This window comes from Pseudomonas sp. NBRC 111143, assembly GCF_001320965.1.
GTDB classification, from domain to species: domain Bacteria; phylum Pseudomonadota; class Gammaproteobacteria; order Pseudomonadales; family Pseudomonadaceae; genus Aquipseudomonas; species Aquipseudomonas machongensis.
The window spans coordinates 12,804-30,119 of the sequence record NZ_BCBT01000054.1 but is presented as its reverse complement, the minus strand read 5'-3'; the positions used below and the strand labels follow the sequence as shown (position 1 = coordinate 30,119).

At 64.1% G+C, this 17,316-nt stretch carries 19 protein-coding genes; 16 read left to right on the top strand and 3 right to left on the bottom strand.

Annotated features, from left to right (window positions below; all coding sequences use genetic code 11):
- The first annotated feature begins 297 nt into the window (after positions 1-297).
- Positions 298-831: an RNA polymerase factor sigma-70 gene (locus APH44_RS23340; RefSeq protein WP_054894776.1), complete on the top strand. Its 534-nt coding sequence runs from the start codon at positions 298-300 to the stop codon at positions 829-831.
- A gap of 80 nt (positions 832-911) precedes the next feature.
- Here the strand turns inward: APH44_RS23340 and APH44_RS23335 are convergent, their stop codons facing one another.
- Both APH44_RS23335 and APH44_RS23330 read right to left on the bottom strand, forming a co-directional pair.
- Positions 912-1,934 carry a GNAT family N-acetyltransferase gene (locus APH44_RS23335; protein WP_054894781.1) on the bottom strand — a complete coding sequence of 341 codons (1,023 nt, stop codon included), beginning with the start codon at positions 1,932-1,934 and terminating at the stop codon, positions 912-914.
- Positions 1,935-1,998: 64 nt separating this feature from the next.
- Entirely contained in the window at positions 1,999-2,799 is an 801-nt protein-coding gene (locus APH44_RS23330; RefSeq protein WP_054894775.1) for an ABC transporter substrate-binding protein, read from the bottom strand.
- 258 nt (positions 2,800-3,057) lie between these two features.
- Between APH44_RS23330 and APH44_RS23325 the strand changes: the two genes are divergently transcribed.
- Together APH44_RS23325 and APH44_RS23320 are read left to right on the top strand one after the other, a co-directional pair.
- Positions 3,058-3,597, top strand: coding sequence for an exonuclease domain-containing protein (locus tag APH44_RS23325; protein ID WP_054894774.1), 540 nt, complete (start codon positions 3,058-3,060; stop codon positions 3,595-3,597).
- A 74-nt stretch (positions 3,598-3,671) separates the two neighbouring features.
- The gene (locus tag APH44_RS23320; RefSeq protein ID WP_054894773.1) at positions 3,672-3,956 is read left to right on the top strand and encodes a pyrimidine/purine nucleoside phosphorylase; all 285 of its coding nucleotides are present in this window, start codon (positions 3,672-3,674) and stop codon (positions 3,954-3,956) included.
- A gap of 41 nt (positions 3,957-3,997) precedes the next feature.
- Here the strand turns inward: APH44_RS23320 and APH44_RS23315 are convergent, their stop codons facing one another.
- On the bottom strand, positions 3,998-4,690 hold the full coding sequence (locus tag APH44_RS23315) for an alpha/beta family hydrolase (RefSeq protein WP_054894772.1): 693 nt from the start codon (positions 4,688-4,690) through the stop codon (positions 3,998-4,000).
- A 49-nt stretch (positions 4,691-4,739) separates the two neighbouring features.
- On the opposite strand from APH44_RS23315, the gene ccoN (APH44_RS23310) reads away from it, so the two are divergent.
- From ccoN (APH44_RS23310) to APH44_RS23250, 13 genes are all read left to right on the top strand, one after another.
- Positions 4,740-6,164 carry a cytochrome-c oxidase, cbb3-type subunit I gene (ccoN, locus tag APH44_RS23310; protein ID WP_054894771.1) on the top strand — a complete coding sequence of 475 codons (1,425 nt, stop codon included), beginning with the start codon at positions 4,740-4,742 and terminating at the stop codon, positions 6,162-6,164.
- A 13-nt stretch (positions 6,165-6,177) separates the two neighbouring features.
- Positions 6,178-6,786: a cytochrome-c oxidase, cbb3-type subunit II gene (gene ccoO, locus APH44_RS23305; RefSeq protein ID WP_054894770.1), complete on the top strand. Its 609-nt coding sequence runs from the start codon at positions 6,178-6,180 to the stop codon at positions 6,784-6,786.
- Between the two features lie 5 nt (positions 6,787-6,791).
- Positions 6,792-6,983 carry a cbb3-type cytochrome c oxidase subunit 3 gene (locus tag APH44_RS23300; RefSeq protein WP_054894769.1) on the top strand — a complete coding sequence of 64 codons (192 nt, stop codon included), beginning with the start codon at positions 6,792-6,794 and terminating at the stop codon, positions 6,981-6,983.
- Positions 6,980-7,921, top strand: coding sequence for a cytochrome-c oxidase, cbb3-type subunit III (gene ccoP / locus APH44_RS23295; RefSeq protein WP_054894768.1), 942 nt, complete (start codon positions 6,980-6,982; stop codon positions 7,919-7,921). Before APH44_RS23300 ends, ccoP (APH44_RS23295) begins: the two co-directional genes overlap by 4 nt.
- 398 nt (positions 7,922-8,319) lie before the next feature.
- Complete coding sequence (ccoN, locus tag APH44_RS23290) at positions 8,320-9,762, top strand: cytochrome-c oxidase, cbb3-type subunit I (RefSeq protein ID WP_054894767.1); 1,443 nt, start codon at positions 8,320-8,322, stop codon at positions 9,760-9,762.
- A complete protein-coding gene (gene ccoO, locus APH44_RS23285; protein ID WP_054894766.1) occupies positions 9,762-10,370 on the top strand; it encodes a cytochrome-c oxidase, cbb3-type subunit II in 609 nt (202 codons plus the stop codon). The genes ccoN (APH44_RS23290) and ccoO (APH44_RS23285) overlap by 1 nt, the downstream gene beginning before the upstream one ends.
- A gap of 5 nt (positions 10,371-10,375) precedes the next feature.
- Positions 10,376-10,573, top strand: coding sequence for a CcoQ/FixQ family Cbb3-type cytochrome c oxidase assembly chaperone (locus tag APH44_RS23280; protein ID WP_054894780.1), 198 nt, complete (start codon positions 10,376-10,378; stop codon positions 10,571-10,573).
- Positions 10,570-11,550 carry a cytochrome-c oxidase, cbb3-type subunit III gene (ccoP, locus tag APH44_RS23275; protein ID WP_054894765.1) on the top strand — a complete coding sequence of 327 codons (981 nt, stop codon included), beginning with the start codon at positions 10,570-10,572 and terminating at the stop codon, positions 11,548-11,550. Before APH44_RS23280 ends, ccoP (APH44_RS23275) begins: the two co-directional genes overlap by 4 nt.
- A 291-nt stretch (positions 11,551-11,841) precedes the next feature.
- Complete coding sequence (gene ccoG / locus APH44_RS23270) at positions 11,842-13,257, top strand: cytochrome c oxidase accessory protein CcoG (RefSeq protein ID WP_054894764.1); 1,416 nt, start codon at positions 11,842-11,844, stop codon at positions 13,255-13,257.
- 15 nt (positions 13,258-13,272) lie between these two features.
- Positions 13,273-13,803, top strand: coding sequence for a FixH family protein (locus APH44_RS23265; protein WP_054894763.1), 531 nt, complete (start codon positions 13,273-13,275; stop codon positions 13,801-13,803).
- A gap of 148 nt (positions 13,804-13,951) precedes the next feature.
- A complete protein-coding gene (locus APH44_RS23260) occupies positions 13,952-16,396 on the top strand; it encodes a heavy metal translocating P-type ATPase (protein ID WP_054894762.1) in 2,445 nt (814 codons plus the stop codon).
- 13 nt (positions 16,397-16,409) lie between these two features.
- Positions 16,410-16,631, top strand: coding sequence for a cbb3-type cytochrome oxidase assembly protein CcoS (ccoS, locus tag APH44_RS23255; protein WP_054894761.1), 222 nt, complete (start codon positions 16,410-16,412; stop codon positions 16,629-16,631).
- Positions 16,624-17,307: a sulfite exporter TauE/SafE family protein gene (locus APH44_RS23250; protein ID WP_054894760.1), complete on the top strand. Its 684-nt coding sequence runs from the start codon at positions 16,624-16,626 to the stop codon at positions 17,305-17,307. Before ccoS ends, APH44_RS23250 begins: the two co-directional genes overlap by 8 nt.
- The last annotated feature ends 9 nt before the right edge of the window (positions 17,308-17,316 follow it).

Here is a 17,316-nt window from a genome sequence, read left to right as displayed (position 1 = left end):
TGGGTAAGTCGGGCCGGGGCCGTGCCAGGTGCGCAAGGCACGTCGGGCGAGCGGCAGTCGGCGGCCGGATGTACACAGGGGAACGGATGGGCCTGAGAAATAATTAGAAACGTCGCGGGCCTGCGAACGACGTTCACACAGTGGTCATGGAGGGCATGCAGCTTAGACCACAATCGAATAGAGACTCACTTACTTCTGTATTTGACAATCATTATCATTCTGAATAGTTTGTCGCACGTCGTAGGAAGCATGACCAATCGGTGTGCTCCCTTTCCTCACAGAGACAAGGTGATTTCCATGGCGGAACAACTATCCACAAGTAAGTGCGATTCACCATTACTCCAGGCGTTCGTCGACAATCGCAGCATCCTCGTCAAGATTGCCGCCCGTATCACGGGCTGTCGGTCGCGCGCCGAGGATGTGGTGCAGGATGCCTTCTTCCGGCTCGGTTCCGCGCCGCAGATCACGTCATCGTTCAAGGCCCAGCTCAGCTACCTGTTCCAGATCGTGCGCAACCTGGCCATCGACCACTACCGCAAGCAGGCGATGGAGCTGAAGTACTCGGGCAGCGAGGAAGAAGGCATGAACGTGGTGATCCAGAATGCCTCGCCAGAAGCCACCCACATCAACCTGGCGACCCTCGAGCACATCGCCGAAGCGCTCAACGAGCTGCCCCAGCGCACTCGCTACGCGTTCGAGATGTACCGCCTGCACGGCGTGCCGCAAAAAGACATCGCCAAGGAGCTCGGGGTCTCACCAACGCTGGTCAACTTCATGATCCGCGACGCGCTGATCCACTGCCGCAAGAACAGCCGCCAGGCCGAGGGCTGACCGCCTCACAGGTACCGCGCGCACCGCACGGCACCTGTCAGCGTGATCGGGCCGCACAGCGGCCCACGCCCTGCGCGCCGCTAGACCAGCGTGCAACGATCGAAGAAACGCTCACGCCCCAGGATCATCAGCGCCGCCCGCTTGTGCGGGAAATCGAACTCCTTGTCGCAGTGGAAGCACTGATCGTGCATGTAGCCGATCATCTTGCCGTTGTCGGCGCGCGGCTCGGCGACGACGCGCTGGGTGCGCGGGTCGTCGAGGAACAGGTAGTGCACCAGCGCCGACATCCAGCTCGCCACCTTGTGCGGGCCACGGTGCGCCTGTTCGCCCACGAGCATATGGATACCGCGGTCGTAGTCGTCGGCCGGATAGAACGGCGCGATGCGGTCTTCCTTGGCCCAGTAGGCTTCGAAGTAGGCGAACGGCTCATCGTCGAAACAGCCGATGAGTGTCAGGGTGTGCGGGTCTGCCTCGAGCTTGCTCAGGTATTCGCGGTGCTGCTCCAGGCTGCCCTGTTCCTGCCAGAAGTGCGCGACCCGGGGCTCGTTCTGCCAACGGTTGAAACGCGCCAGGTCCTGCTCGACTTCCAGGGTGCGTAGCGACACCCACGCCCCCAGGCGCGCATCGAAACGGCGATACACCTCGCCCCGGGGTTTGGGTGGGCGGCGTGGATGGCGCTTGCCGTTGCTGATCTGCATCTGCTGCGGGTAGACACCGCTCTGTACCTCGCCAAGCCAGGGCTGCGGCAACTGCCAGAACAGCGCTCGCTCGCAGATCAACACGTGCGCTTGCTCGCTGGGCACCAGCAGGCCGCTCGCCAGCAACGACGGTACCCACGCTGGCGCCTTCGGCACATGCCAGGCCAGGCGCTGGCAGGCGGGATCGCGCGACAGCAGCCAGTAGCAGGCAGCCCACAGGGCCTGGGCACCTCGATCCGGGCAGACGGTTTCCAGGTGAACCTGAACAGGGTCGGCGGGCACCAGGCGTACCTGGATCAGCGGGCGCCCCTCCAAGGTCAGACTCAACCGGGAACCGGTCTCGTCGCCTTGCAGGCTGTGCCATCGAGGAAGGGAAAACGGCGTCGAAGCAGCGTCGAAAGGCATGGTCATGGCTCACGGAAAAATGGAATCACACTCAAGTGTCTGAACGTGATCGCAGCCCGCGAATTTAATTGTTCGGCGTTTGCACGGTGATCCGATAAGGGCCGAAAAGCGCTGCCAGCTCACCGCTGTCGCGCAGGCGCTGCATCAACTGGGTGAAGACTTCGGCGCGGATCGGCGCACCAGGACGCAGCAGCGCGTAGTGATGGTAGACCTGATCGACCCGATCCGAGGCCAGCAGCTCGCTGCCCTTGGCCGGGTTGCGCTTGAGGTAGTCACTCAGGTACGAGCGGGTCACCAGGGCAATGTCCGCACGCTCGCGTTGCACCATCGACAGGTTGCTGTCGTGGGAATAAGAGAGGATGGCTCGGAATGTCTTCTTCAGGTATTCAGGGTCGGGATTGAAATCGGCAAACGCGTAGTGATAGCCATTGAACAACGCCAGGCGCTTGCCTTTGAGGTCATCGAAATAATGCTGGTCACGCCCTGCCTGACGATGGGCGACGAAGATCTCGGCATCTTCCAGGCCCATGTCGACTACCGTGTGCGGGATCTGCTGCCAACCCCATTGCGGGTTCTCGAAGATCGCCATGTCGGTGCGCCCCTGCTGGAAATCACCAAAACGACGCGGGATCGAGGTTGGCACCAGAACGAAACGGTAACCGGCCTGGAGCTGGTTCAGTGCCTCGGCGAGCTGCGGCAACAGCCCCGTGTCGGCCCCCTGCTCCGGACGCACCGTATAAGGCGGGAAATGCGCGGCCCCGATCCGCACCTCCACCATTTCGGCGGCACAGGCCGAGCCGGCCAGCCACAGTGCAGCGAGCATCATCAGGGATGACAGGGCCTTGAGGGCGGGCAGTGGCGTCAAGTGAGGCACTCAAATCACGGGCGTGGACCTTGATGCGCCTAAGCTAGGCGTTTTCCTGTCAGGGCACAACCGCTGGTTATGCCAAAATAGCGGCATTCTGCCAGGGGATGCCGTAAGGGTTCTGGATTGGCTACGCTCTAGGGTCTGTCTGAAATGTGTCTGCGCGAGTGCAGACACATTTCAGACAGACCCCAGGGGCCCGCGGCCCTGGCCCATGCCTAACGCCGCGGACCACAGCGTCTTGCAAGGGAGCCTGGTATGGGCCATTGGCTGGTCATCGACCTGGAAGCCACGACCGACGACGGTGGCTGGCCGGTCACCGAGATGGAAATCATTGAAATCGGCGCAAGCCTGGTCACCCGCGAAGGCCGCGAGGTCGATCACTTCCAGCGCTTCGTCAAGCCGCGGCGGCGTCCGCAGTTGACACCGTTCTGCCGCGAGCTGACGCACATCGGCCAGGCCAGTATCGACAGCGCCGCACCGTTCGCCGAAATCTGGGCGCAGTTCGAGCGCTGGCTCGGTCATCACCAGGCGCAGTTGCAGGCCTGGGTCAGCTGGGGCGACTACGACCGCCAGCAGTTGTTGCAGGAATGGCGGCAGCATCAGGTCAGCAGCCTGCTGGCGCAGTTGCCGCACATCAACCTCAAGCAGCGCTTTGCCAAGGCCCGCCACCTGCAGCGCCCCACCGGCCTGAACGGTGCGCTGCAACTGGCGGGCATGCAGTTCGTCGGCCAGCAGCACCGGGCGCTGGAGGATGCACGCAATACCGCGCGGTTGCTGCCACTGAGCCTCACCTGAAAGCAGATGACGACCGCGCAGGGCTTGGGCATACTGGCCAGCCTTTTTTCAGCCCTTCTGTTCAGGAGTCGCCCATGTTCCAGGTCAACGAGTACTTCAACGGCACCGTCAAGTCGATCGCCTTCGCAGGCGAAGAAGGTCCGGCCACCGTGGGCGTGATGGCCCCGGGCGAATACGAGTTCGGCACCGCCAAGCGCGAGATCATGCACGTGGTCTCCGGCGCCCTGATCGTCAAGCTGCCAGGCAGCGACAACTGGGAAACCTTCAACGCCGGCGACAAGTTCAATGTGCCTGCCGACAGCAAGTTCCAGCTGCAGGTCAAGGTCGATACCGCTTACCTGTGCGAGTATCGCGACTAAGCATCAGGCTCTTCGCGGGCTTGCCCGCGAAGAATCCAGCGCTAACCCTTCAGAAACCCCGCCACCTTCTCAGCCGCCGCCTGCAGATGCTGCTCATGGCTGAACCCTGAAGCTTTCAGCGGCTTCAGATCATGATCCCCCGCCACCAGCCAGTTCACCTCGATCGCCGGTGACAACGCATACCCCTCAACCGCCTCCCGATTCCCCAGCGCATCCCGCTCGCCCTGAACGATGAGCGTCGGAGTCTTCAGCTCGGCCAGGTGCTCGACCCGCGGCTTCTCCGGCTTGCCCACGGCATAGAACGGATACCCCAGGCACACCAGCGCATCCACCTCCAGCTCATCGGCCAGCAAACTGGCCATGCGCCCGCCCATCGACTTGCCGCCAACGGCCAAGGTGCCCGTGACCAATGGTCGCACCTGCCCATACACCTCGCGCCAGCACTCGAGCAGCACCTTCTGCGGATTGGGCGGACGCTTGCCGCCGTTTATCCGGCGCTCGGCCATGTAGGGAAATTCGAAGCGGATCACCCCGATCCCAAGCCCCGCCAGCCTTTGCGCGATTTCGTCCATGAACGCGCTGTCCATCGGCGCACCGGCGCCGTGGGCCAGGATCAGGCTGCAGAAACGCCCCTGATCGCCCCGGATTTGCGGAGGATCGACGCGCAAGCCTGGGACATTTCCCACTTGGGCCCATTGATCCCCGTCAATACCGGCACATTGCCCATCTTTCATGCTTGCCTCGCTGTTTAGCCTGCCTATAACCGTGGATGGGAACCCATACATGAACACAACCAGCAGTACCGCCTACAACTACAAGGTGGTCCGCCAATTCGCCATCATGACGGTGGTGTGGGGCATCGTCGGCATGGGGCTCGGCGTCTTCATCGCCGCGCAACTCGTCTGGCCGAGCCTCAACTTCGACCTTCCGTGGACCAGCTTCGGTCGTCTGCGACCGCTGCACACCAACGCGGTGATCTTCGCCTTCGGTGGCTGTGCCCTGTTCGCCACCTCCTATTATTCGGTGCAGCGTACCTGCCAGACCATCCTCTTCGCGCCAAAACTGGCGGCCTTTACCTTCTGGGGCTGGCAACTGGTGATCCTGCTGGCAGCGATCAGCCTGCCACTGGGCTACACCAGCTCCAAGGAATACGCCGAACTGGAATGGCCGATCGACATCCTGATCACCATCGTCTGGGTCTGCTACGCCATCGTGTTCTTCGGCACGCTGATGAAGCGCACCACCAAGCACATCTACGTGGGCAACTGGTTCTTCGGTGCCTTCATCCTCACCGTGGCGATCCTGCACATCGTCAACAACCTGGAGATGCCGGTCAGCCTCACAAAGTCGTACTCGGTCTACGCCGGGGCCACCGACGCCATGGTGCAGTGGTGGTACGGCCACAACGCCGTAGGCTTCTTCCTGACCGCAGGCTTCCTGGGGATGATGTACTACTACGTGCCCAAGCAGGCCGAGCGTCCGGTGTATTCCTATCGCCTGTCCATCGTGCACTTCTGGGCGCTGATCACCCTGTACATCTGGGCCGGCCCCCACCACCTGCACTACACCGCCCTGCCCGACTGGGCCCAGTCACTGGGCATGATCATGTCGCTGATCCTGCTCGCACCGAGCTGGGGCGGGATGATCAACGGCATGATGACCCTCTCCGGCGCCTGGCACAAACTGCGCAGCGACCCGATCCTGCGCTTCCTCGTGGTGTCGCTGGCGTTCTACGGCATGTCGACCTTCGAAGGCCCGATGATGGCGATCAAGACCGTCAACGCCCTCTCCCACTACACCGACTGGACCATCGGCCACGTCCACGCCGGCGCCCTGGGCTGGGTGGCGATGATCTCCATCGGCGCGCTGTACCACACCATTCCGAAGGTGTTCGGCAAGCAGCAGATGCACAGCATCGGCCTGATCAACGCGCACTTCTGGCTGGCAACCATCGGCACCGTGCTCTACATCGCCTCGATGTGGGTCAACGGCATCGCCCAGGGCCTGATGTGGCGTGCGGTCAACAGCGACGGCACGCTCACCTACTCGTTCGTCGAAACCCTGGTGGCCAGCCACCCCGGCTTCATCGTGCGCTTCGTCGGCGGGGCGATCTTCCTCAGCGGCATGTTCCTGATGGCCTGGAACACCTGGCGCACCGTGCGTTCGCCAGCGCTTGACGCCGCCCCTGCGAACGCCCAGCTGGCTTGAGGAGACACGCCTGATGAAACATGAAGTCATCGAGAAAAACGTCGGCCTGCTGGCCTTGCTGATGGTGTTCGCCGTCAGCATCGGCGGCTTGACGCAGATCGTCCCGCTGTTCTTCCAGGACGTCACCAACAAGCCGGTCGAGGGCATGAAGCCCTACACCGCGCTGCAACTGGAAGGCCGCGACATCTACATCCGCGAAGGCTGCGTGGGCTGCCACTCGCAGATGATCCGCCCATTCCGCGCCGAGACCGAACGCTATGGCCACTACTCGGTGGCCGGTGAAAGCGTGTGGGACCACCCCTTCCTCTGGGGTTCCAAGCGCACCGGCCCGGACCTGGCCCGCGTCGGCGCACGCTACTCCGACGACTGGCACCGCGCGCACCTGTACAACCCGCGCAACGTGGTGCCGGAATCGAAGATGCCCGCCTACCCGTGGCTGGTCGCACAGCCGGTCGACAACAGCCACACCGACACCAAGCTGCGCGTATTGCGCACCCTCGGCGTGCCCTACACCGACGAAGACATCGCCGGTGCCCGCGACGCGGTCAAGGGCAAGACCGAGATGGATGCGCTGGTCGCCTACCTGCAGGTGCTGGGCACCTCGATCAAGAACAAGAGGTAAGCACGATGGAATTCGACATCGGCATGATCCGCGGCCTCGGCACCCTGGTGGTGATGATCGCCTTCATCGGCCTGTCGCTCTGGGTGTTCAACCGCCGCCGCGACCGTGATTTCGCCGAAGCGCGCCTGCTGCCCTTCGACGACGACCGCCTGCCCCCTGCCGGGCAGGAACCTGCCATGAGGAGTAACGGGCAATGACCACCTTCTGGAGTACGTACATCAGCGTACTGACCATCGGCAGCCTGATCGGCCTGACCTGGTTGCTGCTCGGCACCCGCAAGGGCCAGAGCAACAACACCACCGACCAGACCATGGGCCATAGCTTCGACGGCATCGAGGAGTACGACAACCCGCTGCCCAAATGGTGGTTCTGGCTGTTCGTCGGCACCCTGGTGTTCTCGGTCGGCTACCTGATCCTCTACCCGGGCCTGGGCAACTGGAAAGGCATCCTGCCCGGCTACGAGAATGGCTGGACCCAGGTCAACGAATGGCAGAAAGAAATGGACAAGGCCGACGCCCGCTTCGGGCCGATCTTCGCCAAGTTCGCCGCCATGCCGGTGGAGGAAGTGGCCAAGGATCCGCAGGCATTGAAGATGGGCGCACGCCTGTTCGCCTCCAACTGCTCGGTGTGCCATGGCTCGGACGCCAAAGGGGCCTACGGCTTCCCCAACCTGACTGACAAGGACTGGCGCTGGGGCGGTGAACCCGAGACCATCAAGGCCTCGATCATGAACGGCCGCCATGGCGTGATGCCAGGCTGGGCCGAGGTCATCGGCGAACAGGGCGTGGCGGATGTCGCAGGTTTCGTGCTCACCAACCTCGATGGCCGCAGCCTGCCTGAAGGGGCCAAGGCCGACGTGGCCAAGGGCAAGGAGATCTTCGCCAGCAACTGCGTGGCCTGCCATGGGCCGGAAGGCAAGGGCACCCCCGCCATGGGCGCACCCGACCTGACTCACCCGCAGGCGTTCATCTACGGTTCGAGCTTCGCCCAGTTGCAGCAGACCATCCGCTATGGTCGCCAGGGCCAGATGCCGGCTCAGGCCGAGATCCAGGGCAACGACAAGGTGCACCTGCTGGCGGCTTACGTGTACAGCCTGTCCCATGATGAAAACGCTGAAACGCTGACAGCCCAGTAATACCCCGCAAAATCCTCCTGTGGGAGCGGCGACTCGCCCTCCCACAGGGGCGCGCCGCTCCCCCTCCCTTGCACCCCCTCCGAACGGAACTAAGCTTGTTGCCACAGTGGCCTCGCGTTGCAGCGATGGCCTCGACGCGGCGCATTGCCTGACGCCGCGCGCGAAAAAGACATCGAAAAAAAAGCTTGACCGATCGATCAGAAAAAGGTGAAAAACGGTACACATTACAGATATTTATTTGTGTACAATCGTTCGACCCGAAACGCCACGGGACGGTGGTGGGAAGGGTATGGACACGGGTCGGCGCAGGGTACCTTGCGTTGCCATAGCCATTGCGGCTATCGAGACTGGCGCCGATTTTTCCACCAACAAGAACACCTAAACCGTGGAACCTTAGCATGAGCACAGCAATCAGTCCGACTGCTTATAACTATAAGGTCGTCCGCCAGTTCGCCATCATGACGGTGGTCTGGGGGATCCTTGGCATGGGCCTCGGCGTCTTCATCGCATCGCAGCTGGTGTGGCCGCAGCTCAACTTCGACCTGCCCTGGACCAGCTTCGGACGCCTGCGCCCGCTGCACACCAACCTGGTGATCTTCGCCTTCGGCGGCTGTGCCCTGTTCGGCACCAGCTACTACGTGGTGCAGCGCACCTGCCAGACCCGGCTGATCTCCGACGGCATGGCCGCCTTCACCTTCTGGGGCTGGCAGGCGGTGATCCTCGGCGCGCTGATCACCCTGCCGATGGGCTACACCACCACCAAGGAATACGCCGAGCTCGAATGGCCCATCGCAATCCTGCTGGCCATCGTCTGGGTCACCTACGCAGTGGTGTTCTTCGGCACCATCGTCAAGCGCAAGACCAAGCACATCTACGTGGGCAACTGGTTCTACGGCGCCTTCATCGTGGTCACCGCGATGCTGCACATCGTCAACCACATCTCGCTGCCGGTCAGCCTGTTCAAGTCGTATTCGGCCTACGCCGGTGCCACTGACGCGATGATCCAGTGGTGGTATGGCCACAACGCCGTGGGCTTCTTCCTCACTACCGGCTTCCTGGGGATGATGTACTACTTCGTGCCCAAGCAGGCCGAGCGTCCGATCTACTCCTACCGCCTGTCGATCGTGCACTTCTGGGCGCTGATCACCCTGTACATCTGGGCCGGCCCCCACCACCTGCACTACACCGCCCTGCCCGACTGGGCGCAGTCGCTGGGCATGGTGATGTCGATCATTCTCCTGGCCCCGAGCTGGGGCGGCATGATCAACGGCATGATGACCCTCTCCGGTGCCTGGCACAAACTGCGCACCGACCCGATCCTGCGCTTCCTGGTGGTGTCGCTGGCGTTCTACGGCATGTCGACCTTCGAAGGGCCGATGATGGCGATCAAGACGGTCAACTCGCTGTCGCACTACACCGACTGGACCATCGGCCACGTCCACGCCGGCGCCCTGGGCTGGGTGGCGATGATCTCCATCGGCGCGGTTTACCACATGATTCCGAAGCTGTACGGCCGCGAGCAGATGCACAGCGTCGGCCTGATCAATGCGCACTTCTGGCTGGCGACCATCGGCACCGTGCTGTACATCGCCTCGATGTGGGTCAACGGCATCACCCAGGGCCTGATGTGGCGTGCGATCAACGATGACGGCACCCTCACCTACTCCTTCGTCGAAGCGCTGCAGGCCAGCCATCCGGGCTATATCGTCCGCGCACTGGGCGGCGCCTTCTTCGCCTCGGGCATGCTGCTGATGGCCTACAACGTGCTGCGCACGGTACGCGCTGCCAATCCGGCGCAGGCCGATGAAGCCGCCAAGATCGTCGTCGTGGGAGCGCACTGATGAAGCATGAAGCAGTCGAGAAGAACATAGGCCTGCTGGCCTTCTTCATGGTCATCGCCGTGAGCATCGGCGGCCTGACGCAAATCGTCCCGCTGTTCTTCCAGGACGTCACCAACAAGCCGGTCGAGGGCATGAAGCCGCGCACCGCGCTGGAAGTCGAAGGTCGCGACATCTACATCCGCGAAGGCTGCGTAGGCTGCCATTCGCAGATGATCCGTCCGTTCCGTGCCGAGACCGAACGCTATGGCCACTACTCGGTGGCCGGTGAAAGCGTGTGGGACCACCCCTTCCTCTGGGGCTCCAAGCGCACCGGCCCGGACCTGGCCCGCGTCGGCGGACGCTACTCCGACGACTGGCACCGCGCACACCTGTACAACCCGCGCAACGTGGTGCCGGAATCGAAGATGCCCGCTTACCCATGGCTGGTGGAAAACCACCTCGATGGCAAGGATACGGCCAAGAAGCTCGAAGTGCTGCGCACCCTCGGCACGCCCTACACCGACGAAGATATCGCCGGTGCCCGCGATGCGGTCAAGGGCAAGACCGAGATGGACGCCCTGGTGGCGTACCTGCAAGGCCTTGGCACCCTCATCAAGAGCAAACGGTGACGCTGATGGATATCGGGATGATTCGCGGCCTGGGCACCGTCGTCGTGCTGGTGGCCTTCGTGGGCCTGGCGCTGTGGGTGTTCAGCCCGCGGCGCAAGAAGGATTTCGACGAGGCCACGCAACTGCCCTTCGCGGATGATCCCGAGGCCAGCCGGCATGTCGAGCACGCGCAAAAGAATGCTTCTGGGAGCAAACAACAATGACAACCTTCTGGAGTCTGTACGTCACCGTCCTGACCCTGGGCACCATCTTCGCCTTGACCTGGCTGCTGCTGTCGACCCGCAAGGGCCAGCGCGAAGAGATCACCGATGAAACCGTCGGCCATGCGTTCGACGGTATCGAGGAGTACGACAACCCGCTGCCCAAATGGTGGTTCTGGCTGTTCGTCGGCACCATCGTCTTCGCCCTCGGCTACCTGGCGCTGTATCCGGGCCTGGGCAACTGGAAAGGCATCCTGCCAGGCTATACGTACCTGGATAACGACAAGCAGACCGAATTCAGCAATGGCCAGTCGGGCTGGACCGGCGTGCACGAATGGGAAAAGGAAATGGCCAAGGCCGATGCCCGCTTCGGGCCGATCTTCGCCAAGTTCGCGGCCATGCCGCTGGAAGACGTCGCCAAGGATCCGCAGGCCCTCAAGATGGGCGCACGCCTGTTCGCCTCCAACTGCTCGGTGTGCCATGGTTCGGACGCCAAGGGAGCGTACGGCTTCCCCAACCTGACCGACAGCGACTGGCGCTGGGGCGGCGAACCGGAAACCATCAAGACCACCATCATGAATGGCCGTCATGGTGTGATGCCGGCCTGGGCCGAGGTGATCGGCGAGCAGGGCGTGGCGGACGTCGCCGCCTTCGTGCTGACCAACCTGGACGGGCGCAGCCTGCCCGAGGGCATCAAGGCCGACGCGGCCAACGGGCAGAAACTCTTCGCTGCCAACTGCGTGGCCTGCCACGGTCCTGAAGGCAAGGGCACCCCCGCCATGGGCGCACCCAACCTGACTCACCCGCAGGCGTTCATCTACGGCTCGAGCTTCGCCCAGCTGCAGCAGACCATTCGTTACGGTCGCCAGGGGCAGATGCCCGCCCAGGCCGAAATCCAGGGCAACGACAAGGTGCACCTGCTGGCGGCTTATGTGTACAGCCTGTCGCAGCAGGCGGAGCCGGCTCAACCGGCTGAGTAAGCCTGGGCTGGCCTCATCGCGGGGCAAGCCCGCTCCCACAAGGCTGGTGCAGTACTTGTAGGAGCGGGCTTGTCCCGCGATGAGGCCGGCAAATGCACCACTGGCTGACCTGGATCAATTGACACTCGCCATAACACGATTCAAACGACCACCCAACGCGACTAAACGTCGCAGCCAAGCCCTACCCTGCCATCACAGGCGTATCATGGGCCGCAGAGCGCCAACACAGGCGCGCGACCACGGCCGGCATGCACTGGCCCTGGCATTTCTCCACTGCCGTGGGACTTGATGATGAGCAAGCAGATTCCGGTACATGACGTCACCCCGCCTGCCAACAAAGGAAAGGATTCCGTCGACCTCTACGCCTCTCGAGAGAAAATCTACACCCGCGCCTTCACCGGCGTGTTCCGCAGGTTGCGCATGGTCGGCGGCGCATTGCTGTTCCTGCTCTACTTCGGCACCGTATGGTTGAACTGGGGCGGGCACCAGGCCGTCTGGTGGAACCTGCCCGAACGCAAGTTCTACATCTTCGGCGCCACCATCTGGCCGCAGGACTTCATCCTGCTGTCGGGCATCCTCATCGTCGCCGCCTTCGGCCTGTTCTTCATCACCGTGTACGCAGGCCGTGTCTGGTGTGGCTACACCTGCCCGCAGAGCGTGTGGACCTGGATCTTCATGTGGTGCGAAAAAGTCACCGAGGGCGACCGCAACCAGCGCATGAAGCTCGACAAGGCGCCCATGAGCGGCAACAAGTTCCTGCGCAAGCTGGCCAAGCACAGCCTGTGGCTGCTGATCGGCTTCGTCACCGGCCTGACCTTCGTGGGTTACTTCTCGCCAATCCGCGAACTGGCCATCGAATTCTTCACCGGCCAGGCCGATGGCTGGGCCTATTTCTGGGTCGGCTTCTTCACCCTCGCCACCTATGGCAACGCCGGCTGGCTGCGCGAACAGGTGTGCGTGTACATGTGCCCCTACGCGCGCTTCCAGAGCGTGATGTTCGACAAGGACACGCTGATCGTCTCCTACGACCCGCGCCGCGGCGAAGCCCGTGGCCCGCGCAAGAAAGGCGTCGACTATAAAGCCCAGGGCCTGGGCGACTGCATCGACTGCACGATGTGCGTGCAGGTCTGCCCCACCGGCATCGACATCCGCGACGGCCTGCAGATCGAATGCATCGGCTGCGCCGCATGCATCGACGCCTGCGACGGCATCATGGACAAGATGGACTATCCGCGCGGGCTGATCAGCTACACCACCGAGCACAATCTTTCCGGGCAGAAGACCCACATGCTGCGCCCGCGCCTGATTGGCTACGCCCTGGTGCTGCTGGTGATGATCGGTGCACTGGCCACCGCCTTCGCCACCCGCTCGCTGGTCGGCTTCGACGTCAGCAAGGACCGCGTGCTATACCGCGAGAACGCCCAAGGCTGGATCGAGAACGTCTACAGCCTCAAGGTGATGAACAAGGACCAGCGCGACCACGTCTACGTGCTCGATGCCGCCGGCCTGCCTGGCCTGCAGCTGTCCGGGCAACGCGAGATCCGCGTGGCCGCAGGCGACATCGTCAGCCTGCCGGTGCAGCTGTCGGTCGCCCCCGAGAAACTGCCCTCGAGCACCAACGACATCACCTTCATCCTCAAGGATGCCGACGACACCGGCACCCAGGTTGAAGCCAAGAGCCGCTTCATCGGCCCACAGATCCGCTGAGAGAGACGTTCGACAATGACTGCCGCCACCGCCAACAGCCCTTGGTACAAGCACCTCTGGCCCTGGATCATCATCGGCATCCTCACCACCTCGGTGTGCCTGAGCCTGACCATGGTCAGCATCGCCGTGCGCAACCCGGACAACCTGGTCAACGACAACTACTACGAGGCTGGCAAAGGCATCAACCGCTCGCTGGACCGCGAGCTGCTGGCCCAGACGCTTGGTCTCAAGGCCAGCGTGCATCTGGACGACCTGACCGGCGAGGTGGAACTGCGCCTGACCGGCAACAGCGATCCGCAGACCCTGGAGCTGAACCTGATTTCGCCTACCCAGCCGGACAAGGACCGCAAGGTCCAGCTTGCCCGTAGCGAAACCGGGCGCTATGTCGGCCAGCTCGACGACAAGGTCGAGGGCCGGCGCTTCGTCGAGCTGCTGGGTACCGAGAACGGCCAGGTATGGCGCCTGTTCGAGGAAGAGAAGGTCGAGCATGGCGTGACCTTGCAGTTGGGCGATGAAGCCCTGCAAGGCGCCGAGCATCAAGAATGAACCGCTGCAACAGCACCGACCCCGTGGGAGCGGGCTTGCCCCGCGATAGCGTCAGCCCAGGCAATAATGTTGTCCAAGTGATCGCCATCGCGGGGCAAGCCCGCTCCCACAGGTTTTGCGCTGTTGCCCACGGCCAGGCATGACCCCGATGACCCAACCCACCCCCTGCTACCACTGCGCCCTGCCCGTCCCCGCCGGCAACCGCTTCAGCGCCGTGGTACTTGGCCAGCCCCGGCAGTTCTGCTGCCCCGGCTGCCAGGCAGTCGCCGAAGCCATCGTCGCAGGCGGGCTCGAGCACTATTACCAGCACCGCAGCGAGACCAGTGCCAACCCCGAGGCACTGCCGCGGCAGTTGCAGGACGAACTGGCGCTGTACGACCGTGCCGACGTCCAGCAGAACTTCGTGCAGCACCAGGGCGCCCTGGCCGAAACCACCTTGATGATCGAAGGCATCAGTTGCGCGGCCTGCGGCTGGCTGATCGAGAAGCATCTGCGCAATCTCGAAGGCGTTGGCGAGGCGCGCCTGAACCTGTCCAACCACCGCCTGCACGTCAGCTGGAACGACGGGCAACTGCCGCTCTCGCGGCTGATCGCCGAACTGCGCGGCATCGGCTACGCCGCCCACCCCTACCAGCCCGACCAGGCCGCCGAGCAACTGGCCCGGGAAAACCGCACGGCGCTGCGACGGCTCGGCGTAGCGGGCCTGCTGTGGTTCCAGGCGATGATGGCGACCATGGCGACCTGGCCGGAATTCAACATCGACCTGTCGCCCGAACTGCACACCATCCTGCGCTGGGTTGCGCTGTTCCTGACCACGCCGATCGTGTTCTACAGCTGCGCACCGTTCTTCAAAGGGGCTGCTCGTGACCTGCGCACCCGCCATCTGACAATGGATGTCTCGGTATCGCTGGCCATTGCCCTGGCTTATGGCGCCGGGATCTGGACCGCGATCACCGGCAGCGGCGAGCTGTACTTCGATACCGTGGGCATGTTCGCCCTGTTCTTGCTCACCGGCCGCTACCTGGAGCGGCGCGCCCGCGAACGCACGGCAGCGGCTACCGCGCAACTGGTCAACCTGCTGCCGGCCTCGTGCCTGCGCCTCGACGAGCAGGGGCGTGCCGAACGCATCCTGCTGGCCGAGCTGGTCCGCGGCGATCATGTGCAGGTCCTGCCGGGCGCGGTGATTCCCGCTGACGGTCGCATCCTCGAAGGCCGTTCGAGCATCGACGAATCGCTGCTCACCGGTGAATACCTGCCCCAGGCCCGACGGGCTGGCGACCGGGTCACCGGTGGCACGCTTAACGTCGAGAGCGCCTTGACCGTAGAGGTCGACGCCCTCGGCCAGGATTCGCGCCTGTCGGCCATCGTGCGCCTGCTCGAACGCGCACAGTCGGAAAAGCCACGCCTGGCGCAGATCGCCGACCGCGCCTCGCAGTGGTTCCTGTTGTTCAGCCTGGCTGCCGCGCTGGCCATCGGCCTGTGGTGGTGGCATCTGGATGCCGAGCGCGCGTTCTGGATCGTCCTGGCGATGCTGGTCGCGACTTGCCCCTGCGCGCTCTCGCTCGCCACCCCGACCGCGCTGACCACGGCCACCGGGACCCTGCACAAACTTGGCCTGCTGGTGACCCGCGGCCACGTGCTCGAAGGGCTGAACCAGATCGACACCGTGGTGTTCGACAAGACCGGCACCCTGACCGAAGGACGCCTGGCCCTGCGCAGCATCCGCCCGCTGGGCAGCCTTGCGCCTGACCGCTGCCTGGCCCTGGCAGCCGCCCTGGAGAACCGCTCGGAACATCCCATCGCCCGTGCCTTCGGCCACAGTGCCGAACCTGCCGACGATGTCCAGGCCGTACCTGGGCTGGGCCTTGAGGGCCAGGTCGACCAGCAGCGGCTGCGCATCGGGCAGGCCGCCTTCGTCTGCGCCCTGAGCGGCGCCGAAGTGCCGGCGGTACCCGAGCCACGCGGGCAGTGGCTGCTCCTGGGTGACCGCATGGGCCCCCTGGCCTGGTTCGGCCTTGACGATCGCCTGCGTGACGACGCCAGCGAGTTGCTGGCCGCGTGCAGGGCGCGCGGGTGGCAGACCTTGCTGCTGTCGGGCGACAGCTCGCCGATGGTCGGGGAAGTCGCCGCACAACTGGGCATCGACCAGGCCATCGGCGGCCTGCGTCCGGACGACAAGCTGGCCAGGGTCAAGGCCCTGCAGAGTGAAGGACGCAAAGTGCTGATGCTCGGTGACGGAGTCAACGACGTGCCGGTGCTGGCCGCCGCCGACATCAGCATCGCCATGGGCTCGGCCACCGATCTGGCCAAGACCAGCGCCGACGCCGTGCTGCTGTCCAACCGCCTGCAGGCACTGGCACAGGCTTTCGACCTGGCGCGCCGCACGCGCCGTAACATCCTCGAGAACCTGCTCTGGGCAACGCTGTACAATGGCCTCATGCTGCCCTTTGCCGCGCTGGGCTGGATCACGCCGGTGTGGGCGGCGGTCGGCATGTCGGTAAGCTCGCTGATCGTGGTGCTCAATGCCCTGCGCTTGACGCGCATGCCAACCGTGCAGGCTGCCAATGCTGCCCCTCGTCCCGTCATGGCCTGAGCAGGAATCGCCGATGCCCGCCCTCTATGTGATGATCCCCGCCGCCCTGCTGCTCGTCGGCGTGGCGGTGTACATCTTCTTCTGGGCCGTGGACAGCGGCCAGTACGATGACCTCGAGGGCCCTGCCCACAGCATCCTGTTCGACGATCAGGACCCGCGCCACCAGGCCGCCGTGAAACCCGAAGAAGCCAAGCCCGAACAGCCCGACGACAAGGATCCCACCCCGCGTGTCTGACCTGCTCCCGCTGCTCGGTTCCGCCCTGGTGCTTGGCCTGCTGGGCGGCGGCCACTGCCTGGGCATGTGCGGCGGCCTGATGGGCGCCCTGACCCTGGCCATCCCGCCCGAACAGCGCGCCCGCCGCCTGCGCCTGTTGGTCGCCTACAACCTCGGCCGCGTGCTCAGCTACGCGGCCGCCGGGCTGCTGCTGGGCCTGGCCGGCTGGGCCCTGGCCAGCAGCCCTGCCGCCCAACTGCTGCGAGTGGTGGCAGCCTTGCTGCTGATCGCCATGGGCTTGTACCTGGCCGGCTGGTGGAGCGGGCTGACCCGTATCGAGGCCCTGGGCCGAGGCTTGTGGCGACACATCCAGCCGCTGGCGTCGCGCCTGCTGCCGGTCTCGAGCCTGCCGCGGGCCATGCTGCTCGGCGCACTGTGGGGCTGGCTGCCCTGCGGGCTGGTCTACAGTACCTTGCTGTGGGCGGCGAGCCAGGGCAACGCCGCGCACAGCGCGGCGCTGATGCTGGCATTCGGTGTCGGCACCTGGCCAGTGTTGCTGGCCACGGGCCTTGCCGCAGAACGGGCCAACGCGCTGCTACGACGGCGCAGCGTGCGCATGGCGGGCGGAGTGTTGGTGATGCTGTTCGGCCTGTGGACGCTACCTGGGCCGCACCAGCACTGGCTGATGGGGCATTGATCGCCTGAG